General features: G+C 54.9%; 19 protein-coding genes. 8 read left to right on the forward strand and 11 right to left on the reverse strand.

The features are described from left to right. Positions 1 to 28 precede the first annotated feature (28 nt). Positions 29 to 1,408 (reverse strand): class II fumarate hydratase, encoded by a 1,380-nt coding sequence (locus C3Z11_RS12580; RefSeq protein WP_106478301.1) that lies wholly within the window; start codon positions 1,406 to 1,408, stop codon positions 29 to 31. Between the two features lie 179 nt (positions 1,409 to 1,587). Between C3Z11_RS12580 and C3Z11_RS12585 the strand changes: the two genes are divergently transcribed. Then, entirely contained in the window at positions 1,588 to 2,007 is a 420-nt protein-coding gene (locus tag C3Z11_RS12585) for a secondary thiamine-phosphate synthase enzyme YjbQ (RefSeq protein ID WP_106478302.1), read from the forward strand. Between the two features lie 39 nt (positions 2,008 to 2,046). Here the strand turns inward: C3Z11_RS12585 and hda are convergent, their stop codons facing one another. Further along, a complete protein-coding gene (hda, locus tag C3Z11_RS12590; protein ID WP_106478303.1) occupies positions 2,047 to 2,748 on the reverse strand; it encodes a DnaA regulatory inactivator Hda in 702 nt (233 codons plus the stop codon). Then, complete coding sequence (locus C3Z11_RS12595; protein ID WP_106478304.1) at positions 2,745 to 3,824, reverse strand: AI-2E family transporter; 1,080 nt, start codon at positions 3,822 to 3,824, stop codon at positions 2,745 to 2,747. Before C3Z11_RS12595 ends, hda begins: the two co-directional genes overlap by 4 nt. Positions 3,825 to 4,013: 189 nt before the next feature. On the opposite strand from C3Z11_RS12595, the gene purM reads away from it, so the two are divergent. From purM to C3Z11_RS12610, 3 genes are all read left to right on the forward strand, one after another. Further along, positions 4,014 to 5,078 carry a phosphoribosylformylglycinamidine cyclo-ligase gene (gene purM / locus C3Z11_RS12600; RefSeq protein ID WP_106478305.1) on the forward strand — a complete coding sequence of 355 codons (1,065 nt, stop codon included), beginning with the start codon at positions 4,014 to 4,016 and terminating at the stop codon, positions 5,076 to 5,078. After that, a complete protein-coding gene (gene purN / locus C3Z11_RS12605; protein WP_106478306.1) occupies positions 5,075 to 5,797 on the forward strand; it encodes a phosphoribosylglycinamide formyltransferase in 723 nt (240 codons plus the stop codon). The genes purM and purN overlap by 4 nt, the downstream gene beginning before the upstream one ends. A gap of 187 nt (positions 5,798 to 5,984) precedes the next feature. After that, the gene (locus C3Z11_RS12610) at positions 5,985 to 7,055 is read left to right on the forward strand and encodes an aldo/keto reductase (protein WP_106478307.1); all 1,071 of its coding nucleotides are present in this window, start codon (positions 5,985 to 5,987) and stop codon (positions 7,053 to 7,055) included. 108 nt (positions 7,056 to 7,163) lie between these two features. Here C3Z11_RS12610 and dcd read toward each other — a convergent pair whose 3' ends face one another. From dcd to C3Z11_RS12635, 5 genes are all read right to left on the reverse strand, one after another. Continuing rightward, on the reverse strand, positions 7,164 to 7,730 hold the full coding sequence (dcd, locus tag C3Z11_RS12615) for a dCTP deaminase (protein ID WP_106478308.1): 567 nt from the start codon (positions 7,728 to 7,730) through the stop codon (positions 7,164 to 7,166). A 183-nt stretch (positions 7,731 to 7,913) separates the two neighbouring features. Further along, positions 7,914 to 8,720 carry an iron-sulfur cluster carrier protein ApbC gene (gene apbC / locus C3Z11_RS12620; protein ID WP_394810214.1) on the reverse strand — a complete coding sequence of 269 codons (807 nt, stop codon included), beginning with the start codon at positions 8,718 to 8,720 and terminating at the stop codon, positions 7,914 to 7,916. Positions 8,721 to 8,890: 170 nt separating this feature from the next. Continuing rightward, on the reverse strand, positions 8,891 to 9,379 hold the full coding sequence (locus C3Z11_RS12625; protein ID WP_106478535.1) for an NYN domain-containing protein: 489 nt from the start codon (positions 9,377 to 9,379) through the stop codon (positions 8,891 to 8,893). Positions 9,380 to 9,437: 58 nt separating this feature from the next. Continuing rightward, on the reverse strand, positions 9,438 to 9,851 hold the full coding sequence (gene arfB, locus C3Z11_RS12630; protein ID WP_106478310.1) for an alternative ribosome rescue aminoacyl-tRNA hydrolase ArfB: 414 nt from the start codon (positions 9,849 to 9,851) through the stop codon (positions 9,438 to 9,440). 160 nt (positions 9,852 to 10,011) lie between these two features. Beyond that, positions 10,012 to 10,482 (reverse strand): tellurite resistance TerB family protein, encoded by a 471-nt coding sequence (locus C3Z11_RS12635; protein WP_106478311.1) that lies wholly within the window; start codon positions 10,480 to 10,482, stop codon positions 10,012 to 10,014. 139 nt (positions 10,483 to 10,621) lie between these two features. Between C3Z11_RS12635 and C3Z11_RS12640 the strand changes: the two genes are divergently transcribed. Further along, positions 10,622 to 11,632, forward strand: coding sequence for a serine hydrolase domain-containing protein (locus C3Z11_RS12640; protein WP_106478536.1), 1,011 nt, complete (start codon positions 10,622 to 10,624; stop codon positions 11,630 to 11,632). A gap of 11 nt (positions 11,633 to 11,643) precedes the next feature. Here C3Z11_RS12640 and C3Z11_RS12645 read toward each other — a convergent pair whose 3' ends face one another. Beyond that, a complete protein-coding gene (locus C3Z11_RS12645; RefSeq protein WP_106478312.1) occupies positions 11,644 to 12,141 on the reverse strand; it encodes a tellurite resistance TerB family protein in 498 nt (165 codons plus the stop codon). A gap of 334 nt (positions 12,142 to 12,475) precedes the next feature. Between C3Z11_RS12645 and metG the strand changes: the two genes are divergently transcribed. Then, positions 12,476 to 14,521, forward strand: coding sequence for a methionine--tRNA ligase (gene metG, locus C3Z11_RS12650; RefSeq protein ID WP_106478313.1), 2,046 nt, complete (start codon positions 12,476 to 12,478; stop codon positions 14,519 to 14,521). Between the two features lie 101 nt (positions 14,522 to 14,622). Here metG and C3Z11_RS12655 read toward each other — a convergent pair whose 3' ends face one another. After that, positions 14,623 to 15,318 carry a glutathione S-transferase family protein gene (locus tag C3Z11_RS12655; protein ID WP_106478314.1) on the reverse strand — a complete coding sequence of 232 codons (696 nt, stop codon included), beginning with the start codon at positions 15,316 to 15,318 and terminating at the stop codon, positions 14,623 to 14,625. Positions 15,319 to 15,731: 413 nt separating this feature from the next. Between C3Z11_RS12655 and rsxB the strand changes: the two genes are divergently transcribed. Then, on the forward strand, positions 15,732 to 16,790 hold the full coding sequence (gene rsxB / locus C3Z11_RS12660; RefSeq protein WP_106478315.1) for an electron transport complex subunit RsxB: 1,059 nt from the start codon (positions 15,732 to 15,734) through the stop codon (positions 16,788 to 16,790). 37 nt (positions 16,791 to 16,827) lie between these two features. Next, positions 16,828 to 17,466 carry an endonuclease III gene (gene nth, locus C3Z11_RS12665; RefSeq protein WP_106478316.1) on the forward strand — a complete coding sequence of 213 codons (639 nt, stop codon included), beginning with the start codon at positions 16,828 to 16,830 and terminating at the stop codon, positions 17,464 to 17,466. Between the two features lie 5 nt (positions 17,467 to 17,471). On the opposite strand, the gene C3Z11_RS12670 is transcribed toward nth, so the two are convergent. Continuing rightward, the gene (locus C3Z11_RS12670; protein WP_262927387.1) at positions 17,472 to 17,918 is read right to left on the reverse strand and encodes a GNAT family N-acetyltransferase; all 447 of its coding nucleotides are present in this window, start codon (positions 17,916 to 17,918) and stop codon (positions 17,472 to 17,474) included. Between the last annotated feature and the right edge of the window lie 82 nt (positions 17,919 to 18,000).

The following is an 18,000-nucleotide window of genomic DNA, read 5'->3' on the forward strand; positions in this document are numbered from 1 at the left end:
GAAGCTACCGCTTCAGGCTAAGTGAGCTCTACTCCTTGATACCGCCTTCAGTCAACTTGGCCGGGTTGAGATAGCGTTCGAGGTCCTCGCGGGACAGATCAGTTTCTTCCTCAGCCACATCAATAATAGGCCGGCCCGCCTGATAAGCCTTCTTGGCCACTTTCGCTGCAGCGTCATAACCAATGACAGGATTAAGCGCTGTTACCAGTACCGGGTTCTTGGCCAGGGGCTGTTCGATATTGCTTCGATTAACCTTGAAGCTGGCTACCGCTTTATCCGCTAATAAATGTGACACATTGGTTAGCAACTTGATCGAGTTCAGTACGTTATGCGCCATCAATGGCAACATGACATTCAACTGGAAATTGCCCGACTGACCACCTATGGTGATTGCCGCATCGTTACCGATCACCTGCGCTGCGACCTGCGCCGCAGACTCAGGAATAACGGGGTTGACCTTACCCGGCATGATTGAACTGCCGGGCTGCAGCGCTTCCAGCTCTATTTCACCGAGACCACCGAGTGGCCCGGAGTTCATCCAGCGCAGATCATTGGCAATTTTCATCAACGCACAGGCATACGCTTTGAGATGGCCTGAAAGCTCAACGGTCGTGTCCTGCGACCCGAGGCTGGCAAAGAAGCTATCACTCGGCACGAAAGGCAGGTTGGTCTGCTCACCGAGTTTGGCTGCAAAACGTTTGGCAAATTCCGGGTGGGCGTTGATGCCTGTACCGACAGCTGTGCCGCCCTGAGCAAGCAGCATCAGCCGGTCCATAACACTTTCGAGACGTTCAATGGACTGTTCAACTTGATTAGCCCAGCCACCCAGCTCCTGGCTCATACGCACAGGCATAGCATCCATTAAATGCGTCCGTCCGGTCTTGACTACATCATCCAGCGACGCGGCCTTGTCGGTAATGGCCTGATGTAGATGACGCAGCGCGGGCAACAGGCGCTCATTTAACTCAACAGCCGAAGAAACATGCAGTGCGGTGGGAATCGTATCGTTACTGCTCTGCCCCATGTTGACATGGTCATTCGGTCCGACCTTCAGGTCCGACGTTGACGCTAGATGGGCAATAACCTCATTGACATTCATATTGGTCGACGTACCAGAACCGGTCTGGAACACATCTACAGGAAACTGATCAGCATGCTGACCGTCAATGATAGCGTTGGCCGCTTCGATGATCGCCTTGGCGCGTGCTCCATCGAGCAACCCAAGGTCGAGATTGACCTCAGCCGCCGCACGCTTGACACGCGCTACCGCGTGAATGAACTGAGGCGGCAGAGGCTGCCCACTGACAGGGAAGTTCTCAATAGCACGCTGCGTCTGTGCCCCATAAAGGGCATTTTCGGGTACTTCCAGTTCGCCCATGCTATCGCGTTCAATTCGGGTCTTGCTCATGCCACTCTCCTATCGAACAGACATCGTGTTGATCAAGGATGATCTTCGGTTCAACCACCATAGTCGATTCTATACTGGGTCATGCATGATTGTGCCAGACATCTGACTGCAACAAACATGCTCTCTTTGCCACAATACATTTTTAATGGTTTAAAACGAATTTCAGCAGGAGAACTACCATGTGGTATCGCACTACCTTGACACTCAAGCCACGTCCACGCGGCTTTCATCTGATCACCAATGATATTGTCGACGCCTTGCCACAGATGCGTGATATCACCACCGGCCTCATGCATCTGCAGATACTGCATACCTCGGCATCACTGACACTCAATGAAAATGCCGACCCCGACGTACGTCACGATATGGAAGCCTTCGTCAACGACCGCATCCCCGGCGATCTGCCTTACTTTCGTCATACGCTTGAAGGGGACGATGATATGCCTGCCCATATCAAAGCCAGTTTCTTTGGCACTCAACTGACACTAGCCATCGATTCAGGCCGCCTGGCGACGGGAACATGGCAAGGGATATGGCTGGGAGAACACCGTGACCACGGTGGGGCGCGGAAAATTCTTGTTACCGTTTATGGCGAATAATCAGGCTATGAGAGAGCAAGGGTTTTGACAGGGCTGAGCTCACCAGCCAAGGGATTGTTTGACAAAGGGGATGGTCAACTTGCGCTGCGCGGAAAGTGACGCGTGATCGAGACGGGAGAGATCATCAAATAACATCGACAGCTGACGTGGCCCACGATGCAGGATGTAGCGCGCCACTTCATCGGGGAGTTGCATACCACGCACGCGGGCACGTAGCTGTAATGCCTGGGCCCGCCCAACATCGTCCAACGGCTTGAGATGGAACGTTGCGCCCCAGGTAAGCCGCGACGCCAGATCCGGCAACGCGATGGGCAACTGGCGCGGCGGCGCTGAAGTGGCAATGATCAACCGTCGCCCGGCATCGCGTAACCGATTGAAGCAGTGAAACAGTGCCTCTTCCCAACGCTTGCGCCCCGCCACTACCTCAAGGTCGTCAATCGCAACCAGATCAAGCTGTTCAAGCCCTTCAAGCATATGTGGCGGGAAATGCCCTAATTCAGTAAGTGGCAGATAGAGCGCCCGGGCATCACGCCCGCCCGCTTCATGACATGCTGCTTGTAGCAGGTGGCTGCGCCCCGACTCCTCGCGCCCCCACAGAAACACAAAGGGTTCACCTTCGTCATCGAGCTGATGACGCAGTCGTTCTACCAGCGGGGCATTACCGCTTGGCATAAAGTTAGCGAAAGTCGCCTCATCACGCAGGCCTACGCCAAGAGGTAGCTGGGCAGGGCCAGGAGTCATGTCATATCTCGATCGTTGCCGTGTAGATCACTCTGATTCGTATATAACCCACTGTTTTTATAGCGCTCAATACCATAGCGCAAGACTACCATGATAACGGCAGCTACTGGCAGTGCCAGGAGCACCCCAACGAAACCAAACAACTGGCCGCCCGCCATTACTGCAAAGATAACGACGACTGGATGCAGGCCAATCTTGTCGCCCAGCAGCAAGGGCTGAAAGACGATGCTTTCCAGTATCTGACCGACCATGAAAACAATGGCTACGCCAACCAACGGCAGCACGGCCTGGAATTGAAAGAAAGCCACCAGTTCGGCAATCGTCACGCCGATAATGACGCCTAGATACGGCACGATACTCGCAAGGCCGGCCAAAATACCAATCAGCAAGCCAAAACGGACCCCCAGTATTGAAAGTCCAATCGCATACACGATGCCCAACCCCAGCATGACCAGCAATTGCCCTCGCAGGAAAGCGCCCAATACATCATTGCACTCGCGAATCAGCTTGGTAACGATAGGTTCAAAGCGACGCGGCAATAAATCGCGCACAGCACCTTTCATGGGATCCCAATCCAGGAGCATGTAAAACGCAACGACAGGAATGAGCGCAAGGTTGCCGATCCAGAATGCCAGTGCCAGCCCTGAACGTGACACTTGAGTAAGGACTTGCGCCGCTATTGTGCCGGTTTCACGCCAGTGTTCGGTGACGACTGCCCTCACCTGATCGAAACTGGCACTTAAATCGAGAGCGATATACTGCTCGATATAAGGCAACGCCTGACTCTGTACCCAAGCGAGAATGGCCGGAACCGCATCGATGAATTGTAATAATTGCTGCCACAGCAGCGGTACAAGAATCAGGCCGCCACCGACCATGATCAGCGTCAATACCACAAACACCACCACCACCGCCCAGCGGCGTGGCAGCCCCTTTAATTCTAGATAGTCGGCGATTGGGTCGCCTAAATAAGCCAGAATCATACCGACAAAAAACGGCATCAAAATGGGGGTAAGCAATGTAAATAGCCAGATCAGGCCGGCCAAAATCAATAACATCCACCATTGGCGACGCATTCACCGTTCCTTGTCGTCTTGTTAACAGCACATCGGCGTACCATTTTAGAGACTTCTGTTCGCAGCGCTAGCGGTACAGCGGTGCGAGAGAGAAATGTCGATGATACAATGCCAGCTTTTCCGGCCCTGGGCCTGATTTAATGTGTTCGTGCGCCGTTCTCGCCAAGACCTCTCATGACAGGATCTCCCATGACTTCCAACACGTCCAACGCCCCTCTCAGCTATAAAGATGCGGGGGTCGATATCGATGCTGGTAATGCGCTGGTGGAACGCATCAAGGGCGTCGCCAAACGTACATCCCGCCCTGAAGTGATGGGAGGGCTAGGTGGGTTCGGTGCACTGTGCCAGCTACCCAGCGGCTACCGTGAGCCGGTTCTTGTTTCCGGTACCGACGGTGTCGGCACCAAACTCCGTCTGGCCATGGATCTTGGCCGCCACGACACCATCGGTATCGATCTCGTTGCGATGTGCGTCAACGATCTGATCGTGGCCGGTGCTGAACCGCTGTTTTTCCTTGATTACTATGCCACCGGGAAACTTGATGTCGATGTCGCCGCCGATGTCGTCACCGGCATTGGCGAAGGCTGTGCTCAAGCCGGTTGCGCACTGGTCGGTGGTGAAACAGCGGAAATGCCCGGGATGTATGAAGGCTCTGATTACGATCTGGCGGGCTTCTGTGTCGGCGTGGTGGAGAAATCAGAGATTCTTGATGGCAAAAAAGTCGCTGAAGGCGATGTTGTGCTCGGACTCGCCTCTTCCGGGCCTCACTCCAACGGCTATTCATTGATTCGCAAGATCATCGAGCGCAGCGGCGAAGCGCTAGACACGACGCTTGATGGCGTAACGCTCGGCGATGCTCTGATGGCGCCGACCCGCATCTATGTCAAATCACTGCTTTCCCTGATCAAGGAAAGCGGCGTTGACGTTCATGCGCTCTCACATATTACCGGCGGTGGCTTGCTGGAAAACGTGCCACGTGTACTGCCTGAAACGGCTAGCGTTCATATCGATACAACCGCCTGGCAGCGTCCATCCGTTTTTGACTGGCTACAACGTGAGGGCAATGTCGATGCACGGGAAATGTACCGCGTTCTGAACTGTGGTATCGGCATGGTAGTCGTCGTTTCCCACCAGCAGGCCGAGCAGGCCCAGGCGCACCTCGAAGCGCAAGGCGAAACAGTCTATCGTCTTGGTCAGGTCAAAAATCGGCAGGATAACGAAGAGCAGGTTCAGCTGGAGAATCTTCCAGAATGAATTTTGATGCTGACAATGAGCAAAATGAAGGCTTTGAACCCGCACAGGTCGATAAGCGTCGTGTCGTCGTACTGATTTCGGGGAATGGCAGTAATTTACAAGCGCTGCTTGATGCTCAGGAACACGATGAGCTCGGTGGCGAAGTCGTCGCCGTCATCTCCAATCGTGGCGATGCCTACGGACTGGTGCGTGCCAAAGAAGCGGGCATTCCCGCTGTGGTACTGCCCCACAGTGAATACGAAAGCCGAGATGCATTCGATGGCGCCTTGATCAAGGTGATCGAGCGCCATGAGCCTAACCTTGTCGTCCTGGCCGGCTTCATGCGCATCTTGTCGCCGGTATTCGTTAACCGCTTCCATGGGCGTCTATTAAATATTCACCCCTCGTTGTTGCCCGCCTATCGTGGCCTTGATACCCATGCCCGCGTTATTGCCGACAAGAGCCTTGAACATGGTGCCAGTGTGCATTTCGTCAGTGACGAGCTTGATGGCGGCCCGGTTATCGTGCAGGCAGCGGTTAATGTCGAAGCGGAAGATACGGCAGAGAGCCTCGCCGAAAAGGTGCTGCGGCGCGAGCATCTGATCTATCCCATGGTTGTGAAATGGTTTCTCGAGGGGCGTCTGCAACTCGCCGCTGACGGCCCACGCCTCGACGGGCATAAATTGCCTGAAGGCGGCCTGCGCCTAGGTGCCGATGACGTCGATGAAGAGGACCTGTAAACGTTCGTCTTTATATTTTTCTTAGCACCTGCAAGCAAAGGCGCCTCAATAAGTGAGGCGCCTTTATTTTTAACGTTCCAAAATATGCGCTATCGCCTTTACATAAGTCAGCGTCTGCTACCCTTGTTCAGGAACTTTCACGTGTGAACTTTGTTTGAAAGTAACGAATTAAAGGAGCATTCAGACCATGGAGTATCGTCAACTAGGCGATTCAGGTTTACTGATTTCCACCATGACGCTGGGTACGCTGACGTTTGGCGGTCGTGATGGTTTTGAAAAATGCGGTGAAGTGGAGGTCGACCAGGCGCGACGCATGTTCGATCTTGCCGCTGATTACGGCGTGAATACGATCGATACAGCCGATCTTTATTCCACCGGTCTGGCTGAAGAAGTGGTCGGCAAGGCACTCGGAGATAAGCGTAACGATTTTATTCTCGCCAGCAAGGCACGCAGCCCGATGGGTGAAGGCCTCAATGAAAGTGGCGCGTCACGTTATCATCTCATCAGAGCGTGTGAAGCCAGCCTCAAGCGTCTTAACACTGACCATATTGATCTTTATCAGATTCACAACTGGGATGGCGTGACCCCCATTGATGAAACGCTGGCGGCACTTGATCATCTTGTGCAATCCGGCAAGGTACGCTATGTCGGTACGTCCAACTACAGCGGCTGGCAGATGATGAAGACGCTGGGCCGTGCGGAGATGAATCGTCTGATCAAGCCGATCAGCCAACAAATCTACTACACCCCTGAGTCGCGCGAAGCCGAATATGAGCTGTTGCCGCTGGCCATCGATCAGAATGTCGGTACGCTGATATGGGGGCCAATGGGCGAAGGCTTACTGACTGGGCAGGTCCGCCGTGGCCAGGAAACTTCAGCCAATCACCGTCAGGGAAGCGGCTGGCCCGAGCCTTACGTACACAACAAGGAACGCGCTTATGATCTCATCGATTTGTTAGTCGAAATCGGCGAAGCCCATGGCGTCTCCGCTGCCCGTGTGTGCCTTGCCTGGCTGCACAATCGTCCCGGTGTGACCTCGCTCATCGTCGGTGCACGCTCGGAAGAACACGTGAAAGACAACCTGTCAGCCCCGGATCTTAAACTCAGTGATGATGAGGTCAATCGTATCGAGGAAGCGACGCGCCCAGCCCCGCTTTATCCGTATTGGCACAGAATCGTCTCTGGCATGGATCGTCTCGATCCCGCTGAAAAGCCTTTTCTTGATGGCTATCGCAAAACCATCGAGAAAAATTCGTAGCCAGGCCTGCGCGGCGATATAAGCAGTGAAAAAGAAACATAAAAAGATAAGGCGCCTTACGGTGCCTTATCTTTTAGTGCGAGCTTTTCAAGAAACTCACTGCCCCGTTTACGCTCTGGGCAAGGTTACGCCACGCTGGCCCATGTACTTACCACCGCGGTCTTTGTAAGAAACGTCGCAGAGCTCATCGGATTCCAGAAACAGCATCTGAGCCACGCCCTCATGGGCATAAATTTTCGCAGGCAGCGTAGTGGTATTGGAAAATTCCAACGTCACGTGCCCTTCCCACTCCGGCTCAAGCGGCGTCACGTTGACGATGATACCGCAGCGCGCGTAGGTCGATTTTCCCAGGCAGATCGTTAATACATTGCGGGGAATGCGGAAGTACTCAACGGTCCGCGCCAGAGCGAAGGAATTGGGAGGGATGATGCATACATCACCTTTCACATCGACGAAGCTTTTTTCATCGAAGTTCTTCGGATCGACCGTGGCGGAGTGAATGTTGGTGAAGACCTTGAACTCATCTGAGCAGCGCACATCGTAGCCATAGCTCGACGTGCCATACGAAATCACCCGGCGCCCGTCATGATGGCGCACCTGATCGAACTCGAACGGCTCGATCATGCCTTCGGCTTCCGCCATGCGGCGAATCCACTTGTCCGATTTGATACTCATGCCGGGCGTCTGTCCTTTTTCGATAGTGGCAGCCAACGGTGAACCACCGAGGCATAAAAGCGGTTCAGTCAATGCTGCGGGGCTGTACATAAAACGGAAATACTATGGGCCGGTATAATACCGGCCCACTGGATACTGCAAAAGCCTAACCGACAGCCTGCTGGCTATCATTAACAGAACCGATCAGTCACTAAAGCTAATGGTTGGCCCGCTCTGCTTCTTGGCAGTACTGAGCTGCTCATTGATCCGGCGCGCCATTTCCTTGAACGTAATCGCCACGTCGGAATCAGGCTGTGCAACTACGGTAGGATTGCCGCCATCGACCTGCTCACGAATCGACAAGGATAACGGCAGACGACCCAGCACTTCAGTATCATACTGCGCGGCGATACGGGCACCGCCTCCTTCGCCGAAGACGGGCTCGGTATGGCCACAGTTTGAGCAGGTATGCAGACTCATGTTTTCGACGACACCCAGCACCGGCACGTTAACCTTGCGGAACATCTCGATACCCTTGCGCGCATCCAGCAGAGCAATGTCCTGCGGCGTGGTCACAATCACCGAGCCGGTCACGGGAACATGCTGCGCCAGAGTAAGCTGGATATCCCCCGTGCCTGGCGGCATATCGATGAAGAGATAATCGAGCTCGCCCCACCCTGTCTGGGTCAGCAATTGCTGGAAGGCACCGGAAACCATCGGCCCACGCCATACCATCGCCGTCTCGACATCGACCATATACGCCATCGACATCGACTTGATGCCATGCGCTTCGATCGGTGCCATGGTCTTCTCGTCAATCATGGTAGGACGCGTGCCGGCCTTGATGCCCAGCATTTGCGCCTGGCTGGGGCCGTAAATGTCGGCGTCCAGCAGGCCTACCTTGAACCCTTCCGCCGCCATTGCCAGCGCAAGATTGACAGTTACGGTCGATTTGCCAACGCCGCCCTTACCGGACGCCACGGCGACCACATGCTTTACACTCTCGAGCACTTCGCTTTCTCCCTGCGTGATTCCTGTTGACACCCTACTCTCGCAGCGCCATGGATGGTGTCAGTATAACGCGTGAATGCGCTCGTTAACCAAGTGCAATGGTAGGTTTTGCACCATCAGGCGAAAAATTAAAATCTCATCATCACATGTCTATACATCGACGCTTGCGATTAACGCCGCTTGGCAGGCAAAAGCAGCTTATCGTCGACAGGCACAAAGCGAGAGGCAGACTTGACCAACGCATCCGCTGTCAGCTTGGCCACACCGTAGACGTCAACCGACACATCAAAGGCTTGCCGGGCACGCTGCACGAGCAGATCGAAATCGCCATCGCCTGACACCAGAACAATCACATCAGCGTCACGCGCATACTCCATGACGTCGAGCGTGATGCCGACATCCCAGTCGCCCTTGGCAGAACCATCGCTGCGCTGAATGAACGGTTTCAACTTCACGTCAAAGCCAATGGCGCGCAGGATATTTTGAAATTGACGCTGCTTTTCATCGCCTCTGTCGATGGCATAGGCGATTGCCTTAACAACTTCTCTGTTGGCGGTCGCTTCAGCCCAGAAGGCGTTGTAATCAAAATGCAGGCCGAACGCCTGCTTGGTGGTGTAATAGATGTTTTGAACATCAACAAAAATGGCAACTTTTTCCAAACGGGCATCTTGTTCCAAACAGATCATGCTCCCTTGTGCTGTATGGCATGGCACAGCCTTAATAATTCACTTTTCCCCTGAGTGCCTTGTGTTGACCTTTCTTGGTCTTGCTGTCCATACGACGCTGCTTTGACCCCTTGGTCGGCTTGGTAGCCTTGCGCGTTTTCTGCACATAAATGACACGTTTGATCAGCTCGCTCAGACGCGCCAGCGCCTCTTCACGGTTGCGCTCCTGAGTGCGATGCTGCTGCGCCTTGATGATGATGACACCCTCTTTGGTGATCCGCTGATCATTCAAGGCCAGCAGTTTTTCCTTGAAACCGGCATGGAGCGAGGACGCCTGGATATCGAAACGCAGATGCACCGCCGACGCTACTTTGTTGACGTTCTGGCCTCCTGCACCCTGTGCACGTACTGCCTGCATCTCGATTTCACTATCGGGAATGGTGACATTGCGGGAGATCTGTAACATGAACTATTACTCATATAAAGCTAAAGCGCATGGGTGACCCGGACGCCCAGGAGACGGCGATAAGCTGAGCATCAACATCAGTACCGATGACCATAGCAGTCATCGCCATCTGCGCGAAGCAGCTTGATCAAGCGGCTTTGCTCAACCCTGCGCAGTGTTATCACGAACCGCCAGATAATTCGTCTTGAACCAGCAGTTTAGTGCGAATGAAATCGCTATGGGTGAGATGAAGCAGATCTGCCAGCTTACGTACGCGCATTTCCTCATGAGGATCAAGTGTTCCGTCAGCGTAGGCCAGCCGCCACATGATCGTCACCAAGGCAATTTTATCGTCGTAACCGTAACGTTCATTGACCAGACTCACGAACTGATAATGATCAACCGCCTCATCGGCCTCCTTTTGGGCCATTGTCATCAATTCATCCACCGCGTCAGTGTCCAAGCGAAAGCGTGACTGCAATGTCGACCTGAGCGTATCGCGTTCGCTTATATCGATTTCTCCGTCGGCACGGACGATTTCACAAAACAGCGCAGCTGTTGCCAGTTCCAGTGTCACCTGACGATTAGCCGTGCTGTTACTAGCAGTAGCATCCAGCATACGATTGAAGAATTGCTGTACGGCATCAAGCATTACCCATGATCTCCTTGGATTTTAGAATGTTGGACCATGCCATTATTCAAAGCGTTGCATACGTCGGCAAAAAATCGCTACGGGAGCGTCAAGCATGCTAGTTTTTTTGAAAAATTTTCGACGCAGCTTATCGGTTGTCATGACTTTTTTGTTTATCGGCGCAGCTACCAGCAGTCACGCCGAGACAACCACAACGAGCTGGGACGAAACCTCTACCCAAGCGGCAATTGAGCGTAGTGCCTCGCTCTCGCCGCCCCTTCATACCTTATTGGTCGCCTACGAGGGCTCCCCAGTGATTGAGCATGTATTCACCGGCCCCGGGCTAGATCGGCCAGTCAACATCAAATCGCTTTCCAAAACCGTACTTTCCGCGCTGGTCGGCATAGCCATCGAGCGCGGCGTATTCAAAAGCGTCGATCAACCTATCGTCTCGCTGTTGGGCGCAAAGGTGCCAACGCATGCTGACCCACAGATACGCCAGATCACTGTGGGCCATCTGCTCTCCATGCAAGCCGGGCTGGAACGTACCTCCGGCCCCTATTATGGCCGTTGGGTAGCCAGCAAGAACTGGGTCTCCTATGCGCTGACCCGTCCCTTTGTCGCCGAACCCGGTGGGCAAATGCTGTACTCTACCGGCAACTCTCACCTGCTTTCCGCTGCGCTGACGCGGGCCAGTGGACAAAGCACACTCGCCCTGGCGCGCTCCTGGCTGGGGGACCCTTTGAATATCACTATTCCCCCATGGACACGCGACCCGCAAGGCATTTACTTCGGCGGCAATGAAATGGCGCTTTCGCCACGAGCGCTGTTGGCCTTTGGCGAGCTATATCGCACCCAGGGCGTGGTGAATGGCGAACGCCTACTCCCTGAGTCCTGGATTGACGCTTCATGGACACCGCATACCTACTCGCACTTTGCCCATGCCAATTATGGCTATGGTTGGTTCATGACTAACATGAAGGGGCATCGTGTCTACTATGGCTGGGGATACGGCGGGCAGATGCTGTATGTGATTCCAGAGCTGACCATGACCGTAATCATGACCTCCGACCCTACGCCACCCTCCGCAGGACATGCTTATCTGGATCAACTGGATGAATTGGTCGAGACACTACTGATTCCTGCCGCTGAGCAGGCGCAGCAACAATAATGCAGAAGGCTTCAGGGTTTGTCCGCCCTGCCGGCGGGCAAGTGATTGCTCTCTTGTTCAAACTCCTCTTGAACATGAAGCTTACACTGAACGAAATCGCCGTGACTGACCTTGAGCAAGTCAGCAAATCGTCTTACCCGCTGCTTCTCGTGAGGCACGAGCCGACTGTCGGCATAAGCCAGCCGCCACATCTCCATAACCAGCGCAACCCGGTTGTTATAATCGTAATGTTGATTGATCAAATGCGCGAACTGATAGACACCGCTGTCTCGGCCAGCTTCTAGCTGCGCCAGCGCCAAAAGTTCATCGACCGCCTCCTCACTTAACGTGAAGTGTGTCATCAGCATCTGCTTGAGTGCAGTCAGCTCACGCGGATCGATGCGCTCATCGGCACAAATAATTTCACATAGAACCGCTGTTGTCGCTAGCGCCAACGTTACGGGGCGCTTCTCCGCTTCGTCCTCTTCCGCCAGCATGCGCTGAAAAAATAGCTGGATTGATTCAAGCATTACCTTTGCCCTTCCTGCAGCATTGCTGCTCCTTTTCATGACTCTTATGATAGCCGTGCTCGTAATAAGCAATACAACATTCTGGGTGAAGCCCAACAATGCAATCCGCTTATTCACGTCTGCACCAGACAGTCAGAACCACATTATCCTATTATCGAGGATATAAGTTGCTAACAGGGTGACGCCTTACTCCTGCCGTGACAACGCGGTAGAATGGCCTTATTTCGTCGCCTCGGCCAGCGTACCCAAACCGCGCTAGTAACAATGCCTTTTCATCGAGCATTGCGGTCGGTAAGGCGATCACTATTTTATTTCATCACTCATTCGAGGCCTCATGTCCGCGCGCAAGATTCTGGTCACCAGTGCTCTGCCCTACGCCAACGGCTCCATTCATTTGGGCCACCTGCTTGAATACATTCAGACTGATATCTGGGTGCGCTTTCAGAAAAGCCGTGGTCACGAATGTCATTATGTTTGCGCTGACGATGCGCACGGCACTGCCATCATGCTGCGCGCCGAACAGGAAGGCGTGACTCCGGAGCAGTTGATTGCCCGCGTCAACGCAGAGCATCAAGCCGACTTTGCTCGTTTCGGCGTTGGTTTCGACAACTACTATTCGACGCACTCCGAAGAGAACCGCATCCATAGCGAGCGCATCTACACCAAGCTGCGCGACGCTGGCCACATTGCTACTCGCGATATTGACCAGATGTTTGATCCGGTCAAGGGACTGTTCCTCGCCGACCGCTTCATCAAGGGTACCTGCCCCAACTGCCATGCAGACGACCAGTATGGCGACAACTGCGAAGTATGTGGTTCCGCTTACACGCCTGCCGAGTTGATCAATCCTGTCTCCGCGATTTCAGGCGCCACGCCCGAAGTACGCAGCTCGACACATTATTTCTTCAAGCTGCCCGACTTCGAGGCGTTCTTGAAGGAGTGGACCCGCTCGGAAAGCCTGCAGCCGCAAATCTCCAACAAGCTGCAGGAGTGGTTCGAGGCGGGCCTCAATGATTGGGATATCTCCCGTGACGCGCCCTACTTCGGCTTCGAGATCCCCGATGCTCCGGGTAAGTACTTCTATGTCTGGGTTGATGCGCCGATCGGCTACTTGGCCAGTTTCCAGAATCTGTGCGAGCGTGAAAGCATCGATTTCGATAGTTACTGGCAGAAGGACTCCGACGCCGAGGTCTATCACTTCATCGGCAAGGATATCGTCTACTTCCACGCCCTGTTCTGGCCGGCAATGCTTGAAGGCGCCGGGCTGCGCACACCGACCGGCGTCAACTGCCACGGCTTCGTTACCGTTAACGGCGCCAAGATGTCGAAGTCGCGGGGGACATTCATCAAGGCCGAGACCTACGCGCAATTCCTCAACCCCGAGTACCTGCGTTACTACTTCGCGGCCAAGCTCTCATCACGGGTCGATGATCTCGATCTCAACCTTGAGGACTTCGCTGCGCGCGTCAATGCTGATCTGGTGGGTAAGGTCGTCAACATCGCCAGCCGCTGCGCCGGCTTCATCAAGAAGCAAGGTGGCACCCTTTCGCCACGCTGTGCCGAGCCGGAACGGGTACAACGTTTCATCGATGCCGGTGATGCCATCGCCGAGGACTTCGAAGCACGAGAATTTGGCCGTGCAGTACGTCGCATCATGGAACTGGCGGACGAGGCCAACACCTACATCAATGATCAGGCACCGTGGGTACTGGCCAAGGAAGCGGGCCGCGAGCAGGACGTGCTCGACATCTGCTCGGTCGGCATCAACCTGTTCCGCCAGCTGGTCGTCTACCTCGCCCCGATCGTACCCGCGCTGGCCGAAGAAGCGCGCGTGTTCATGAACCTCACTACGTTGGGCTGGAACAGCCGCAGTGACGTGCTGCTCAACCACCCGATCGAGAAGTTCAAGCCGCTGATGACCCGCGTCGAAATGGACAAGATCGATCAGATGATCGAGGTCTCTAAAGAAGACCTCGCTGTGGAGAAAAAATTGAAGGAAGACGCTGCAGCCAAATCCGAAGGAACCGCAAGCCCGTTGATCAGCGAACCACTCGCTGCCGAAATCAAGTTCGATGATTTCATCAAGGTCGATCTGCGTATTGCGCGGATCACCCAGGCCGAGCATGTCGAGGGCTCCGACAAGTTGCTCAAGCTGACGCTGGATATCGGTAGCGAAACCCGTACGGTGTTCTCCGGCATCAAGTCGCAATATGCTCCCGAAGCGCTGGAAGGCCGCCTCACCGTGATGGTCGCCAACCTCGCACCGCGCAAGATGCGTTTTGGCGTTTCTGAAGGCATGGTACTGGCCGCCGGCAATGACAACGGTATCTATCTACTCTCGCCTGACTCCGGTGCTGAGCCGGGCCAGCGTGTGACCTGAGCACCATAACGTCAGCAAAAACAAAACGGGCGCATGCCACTATGCATGCGCCCGTTTTGTTGTGATGTCCTGCTCGTTTTACGCTAACGTACTCATTGTTTTCAATTACGAACACCCTGACGCAGGTCCGCCAGGACAGTACGTCCACGCAGGCAATCCTGCTCATGCGCCTCATCGCGCCATGTTTCATGCAGCCCTTGCTCGATCCAGGCGATGACGGCAGGATGTTCAAGCAATTGTTCGGCATAGGCATTGGCCTGTCGTGACAGCGTGAACCCGTAGGTACGATAGCGCACCGCCACAGGGGCAAAGAAGGCATCGACAGCACCGAACGTTTCCCCTGCCAGCCAAGGGCCAGCAAAGCGATTGAGACCGTCTTCCCACAGCGTGCTCGGCCGCAACATATCTTTTTCGAGTGCTGGGCTCGGCGCTCCCAGCTCAATCCGCAGGCCGCAGTTCATCGAGCACTCATCACGCAAAGCCATGAATCCTGAGTGTATCTCGGCACAGGCCGAACGCGCCCAGGCACGCGCCTGCCGCTCCTTCGGCCATACATCAGGATGTACTTCCGCCAGATATTCGACAATCGCCAATGAATCCCAGATCAGTGTGTCGGCGTCCTGAAGACACGGCACCTTGCCAGTGGGCGAGAAGTGTTCGAAGGCCTGTTGATGAGGGGTATCAGCAAAGGGCGTCAACACCTCCTCGAACTCGATATTGTGCGCCGTCATCAATACCCAAGGACGCATCGACCAGGACGAATAATTTTTATTGGCGATATAGAGCTGGTAGGCCACTGGCGTTTCTCCGTTTATCGAGTCTTATTGAGAGGAAGGCTTTACAATACTATGGCCGCTATAGGCTTGAATATTCAGTGGCTTTTGTTCTTTACGTGCAACCATGCCTAGGACAGCCTGAGCAATATCTCGATGACCTTCGTGACACCTTTTGAGTAACAGCAAAACTGGCGAATACGCAAAGCTGGTAAGCGAGCCAACGGATGCACCCAACCGCCAAGCGAGCTACAATTGCCCTTTCGTTCCAGTCGACACGCTATTCTCCGTTTTTCTTTTGTCCGTCGCGGCAGTATGCTGCTTTTCACCTCAGTCGTAAGCCTTGAGCAGCTCCTACTACGTTTCCGCGCCGGCACGCTATTTTCCCGCCCGCCCCGTACTGGGACGGCGCGTGACCCGAGGTAATGAAGCAGGCAATGAATGCAGTTGTGACCATTCCACTCGTCGAACAGATCGACCAGCGTCTGCCACAGACTCAGTGCGGCAAGTGCGGCCATCCCGGCTGTCGCCCCTATGCCGAGGCGATTGCTGCAGGCGAGGCAATCAACAAGTGCCCGCCCGGCGGCGAGGCGACGATGCACAATCTTGCCCGCCTGCTCGAACGCGCGCCGTTGCCGTTGGAAATGGAGGCAGAGACGCCCAAGGTTGCCTTCATCCGCGAGGAGGAGTGTATCGGCTGTACCAAGTGCATCAAGGCGTGTCCGGTTGATGCCATCCTCGGTGCAGCGAAGAAAATGCATACCGTGATCGCATCGGAATGCACCGGCTGCGATCTGTGCGTCGAACCCTGCCCGGTAGACTGCATTGATATTTTGCCCCATCCACAGTGGCAGGCCGCCCAGGACGAAGCACAGCAGCAGGCCTTTCTCGATCAACGTGCCAGCAAAGCGCGCATGCGCTTCGAGAATCGCAATACTCGCTTGGCGCGACTTGCGGAAGAGAAGAAAAATAGCCGCGAAACGCGTGAGGCGCGTCGCCTGGCAACGCTCGCACCTTCTTCCCGCCCTGCCGAGACTTTCGATCCCAAGGCCAGCACGCCAGCGCCCAGCGCCACATCACTCAAGGCAGCTAAGGCGGCGGCAACGGCGTCGATTCGGCGTGTCGAAAAGAAGCTCAAACAGGCGCAGGCGGCGGGCAGCACTGAGATTGAAACGCTGGAAGCTCAACTGGCTACTGCACGACAGCACTTGGCCAGCATCGAAGCGCAGCTCACAACGACATCATCAGCGACGACGCCCACCTCGCGCACCACTGTCACGGCGGCTATCGGCAGTAGCACGCCCAGCCGCAGGACGCTCAATCAGCTCAAGATCGCTGCGTCAGCAGCAGAAGCGACCTATCGCAAAGCCGTCAAACAACTCGAACGGCTGGAGCGTTTAGGCAGTGCTGAAGAAGTAGCCGATGCCAAGGAACAGCTTGAACGCGCTGAAGCCAACAGGCAGAACGCCCGGCACGCACTTGAGCAAGCAGGCTAGGACGCCTGCCTTTTAATAACGATTACCGTGACCTGATATGAACGTCGAAAAACGCAAGCAGATATTTGCACGGCTACGTGAAGCCAACCCTCACCCTACCACCGAGCTGAACTGGACGACGCCGTTCGAACTGCTGGTCGCCGTAGCACTCTCGGCGCAGTCCACCGATGTCGGCGTTAACAAGGCGACTGCAAAGCTGTTCGCCGACGCCAATACCGCCGAGGCAATTCTCGGCCTCGGCCTCGACGGGGTGAAGGCGCATATCAAGACGCTGGGGCTTTATAACAACAAGGCCAAGAATCTGATGGCGATGTGCGAGATTCTTGTTACCAAGCACGGTGGCGAGGTGCCGCGTCAGCGCGAAGAACTCGAAGCATTACCCGGCGTAGGGCGAAAGACCACCAACGTAATCCTCAATACCGCCTTTGGTGAGCCGACCATTGCCGTCGATACGCATATTTTCCGCGTCTCAAACCGTACCAATCTCGCCCCCGGCAAGAACGTCAACGAGGTGGAGCAGAAGCTGCTCAAGGTCGTGCCCAAGGAGTTCAAACGCGACGCACATCACTGGCTGATTCTGCACGGGCGCTACACCTGTGTGGCACGCAAGCCGCGCTGCGGCAGCTGCATCATCGAAGATCTGTGCGAGTACAAGGAGAAGACCGAGATTGCCTGAGATTCTTACAAGGCCTTTTCCATGAACACACTGAACTCGTCCTCTGGATAGTGACCGAAAGGACCACGTTCGACATAGCCAAGCGAACGGTAAAGCGCGATCGCATCGGGCTGATGAATGCCGGTTTCGAGCCGGGCAAGACGAATCCCCTGCTCTATGAGGTGGGCTTCCAACGCGGTCATGATACGTTTCGCAATGCCCTGACGACGTGCTTGCTCCTGAACGAACATGCGCTTGATCTCGCCGTAGTCGCCCAATCGCTTGACCGCCCCGCATCCTACGGCGAGGTTCTCATCATCCAGCGCGCGGACGAAAAAGACGTGAGATTGTTCAAGCGTTTCGACGTTATCTAGGTAGTGATTCGACGGCGGATAAAGCTGTGTTTGCAGTTCATCCAGCAAGCCGATCAACTCATGGGCCTGGCTGGCACGTGAAGGTTCAATACGAATCATCTGGGTGTCCTTGGGTGAGCAGAGCGGAGGCACGCACCTCTTTGGCATATCATGCAGGCAAAACATCCCGTTTCGCATAGCA

The sequence above is a fragment of the Phytohalomonas tamaricis genome (assembly GCF_003012345.1).
Lineage (GTDB): Bacteria > Pseudomonadota > Gammaproteobacteria > Pseudomonadales > Halomonadaceae > Phytohalomonas > Phytohalomonas tamaricis.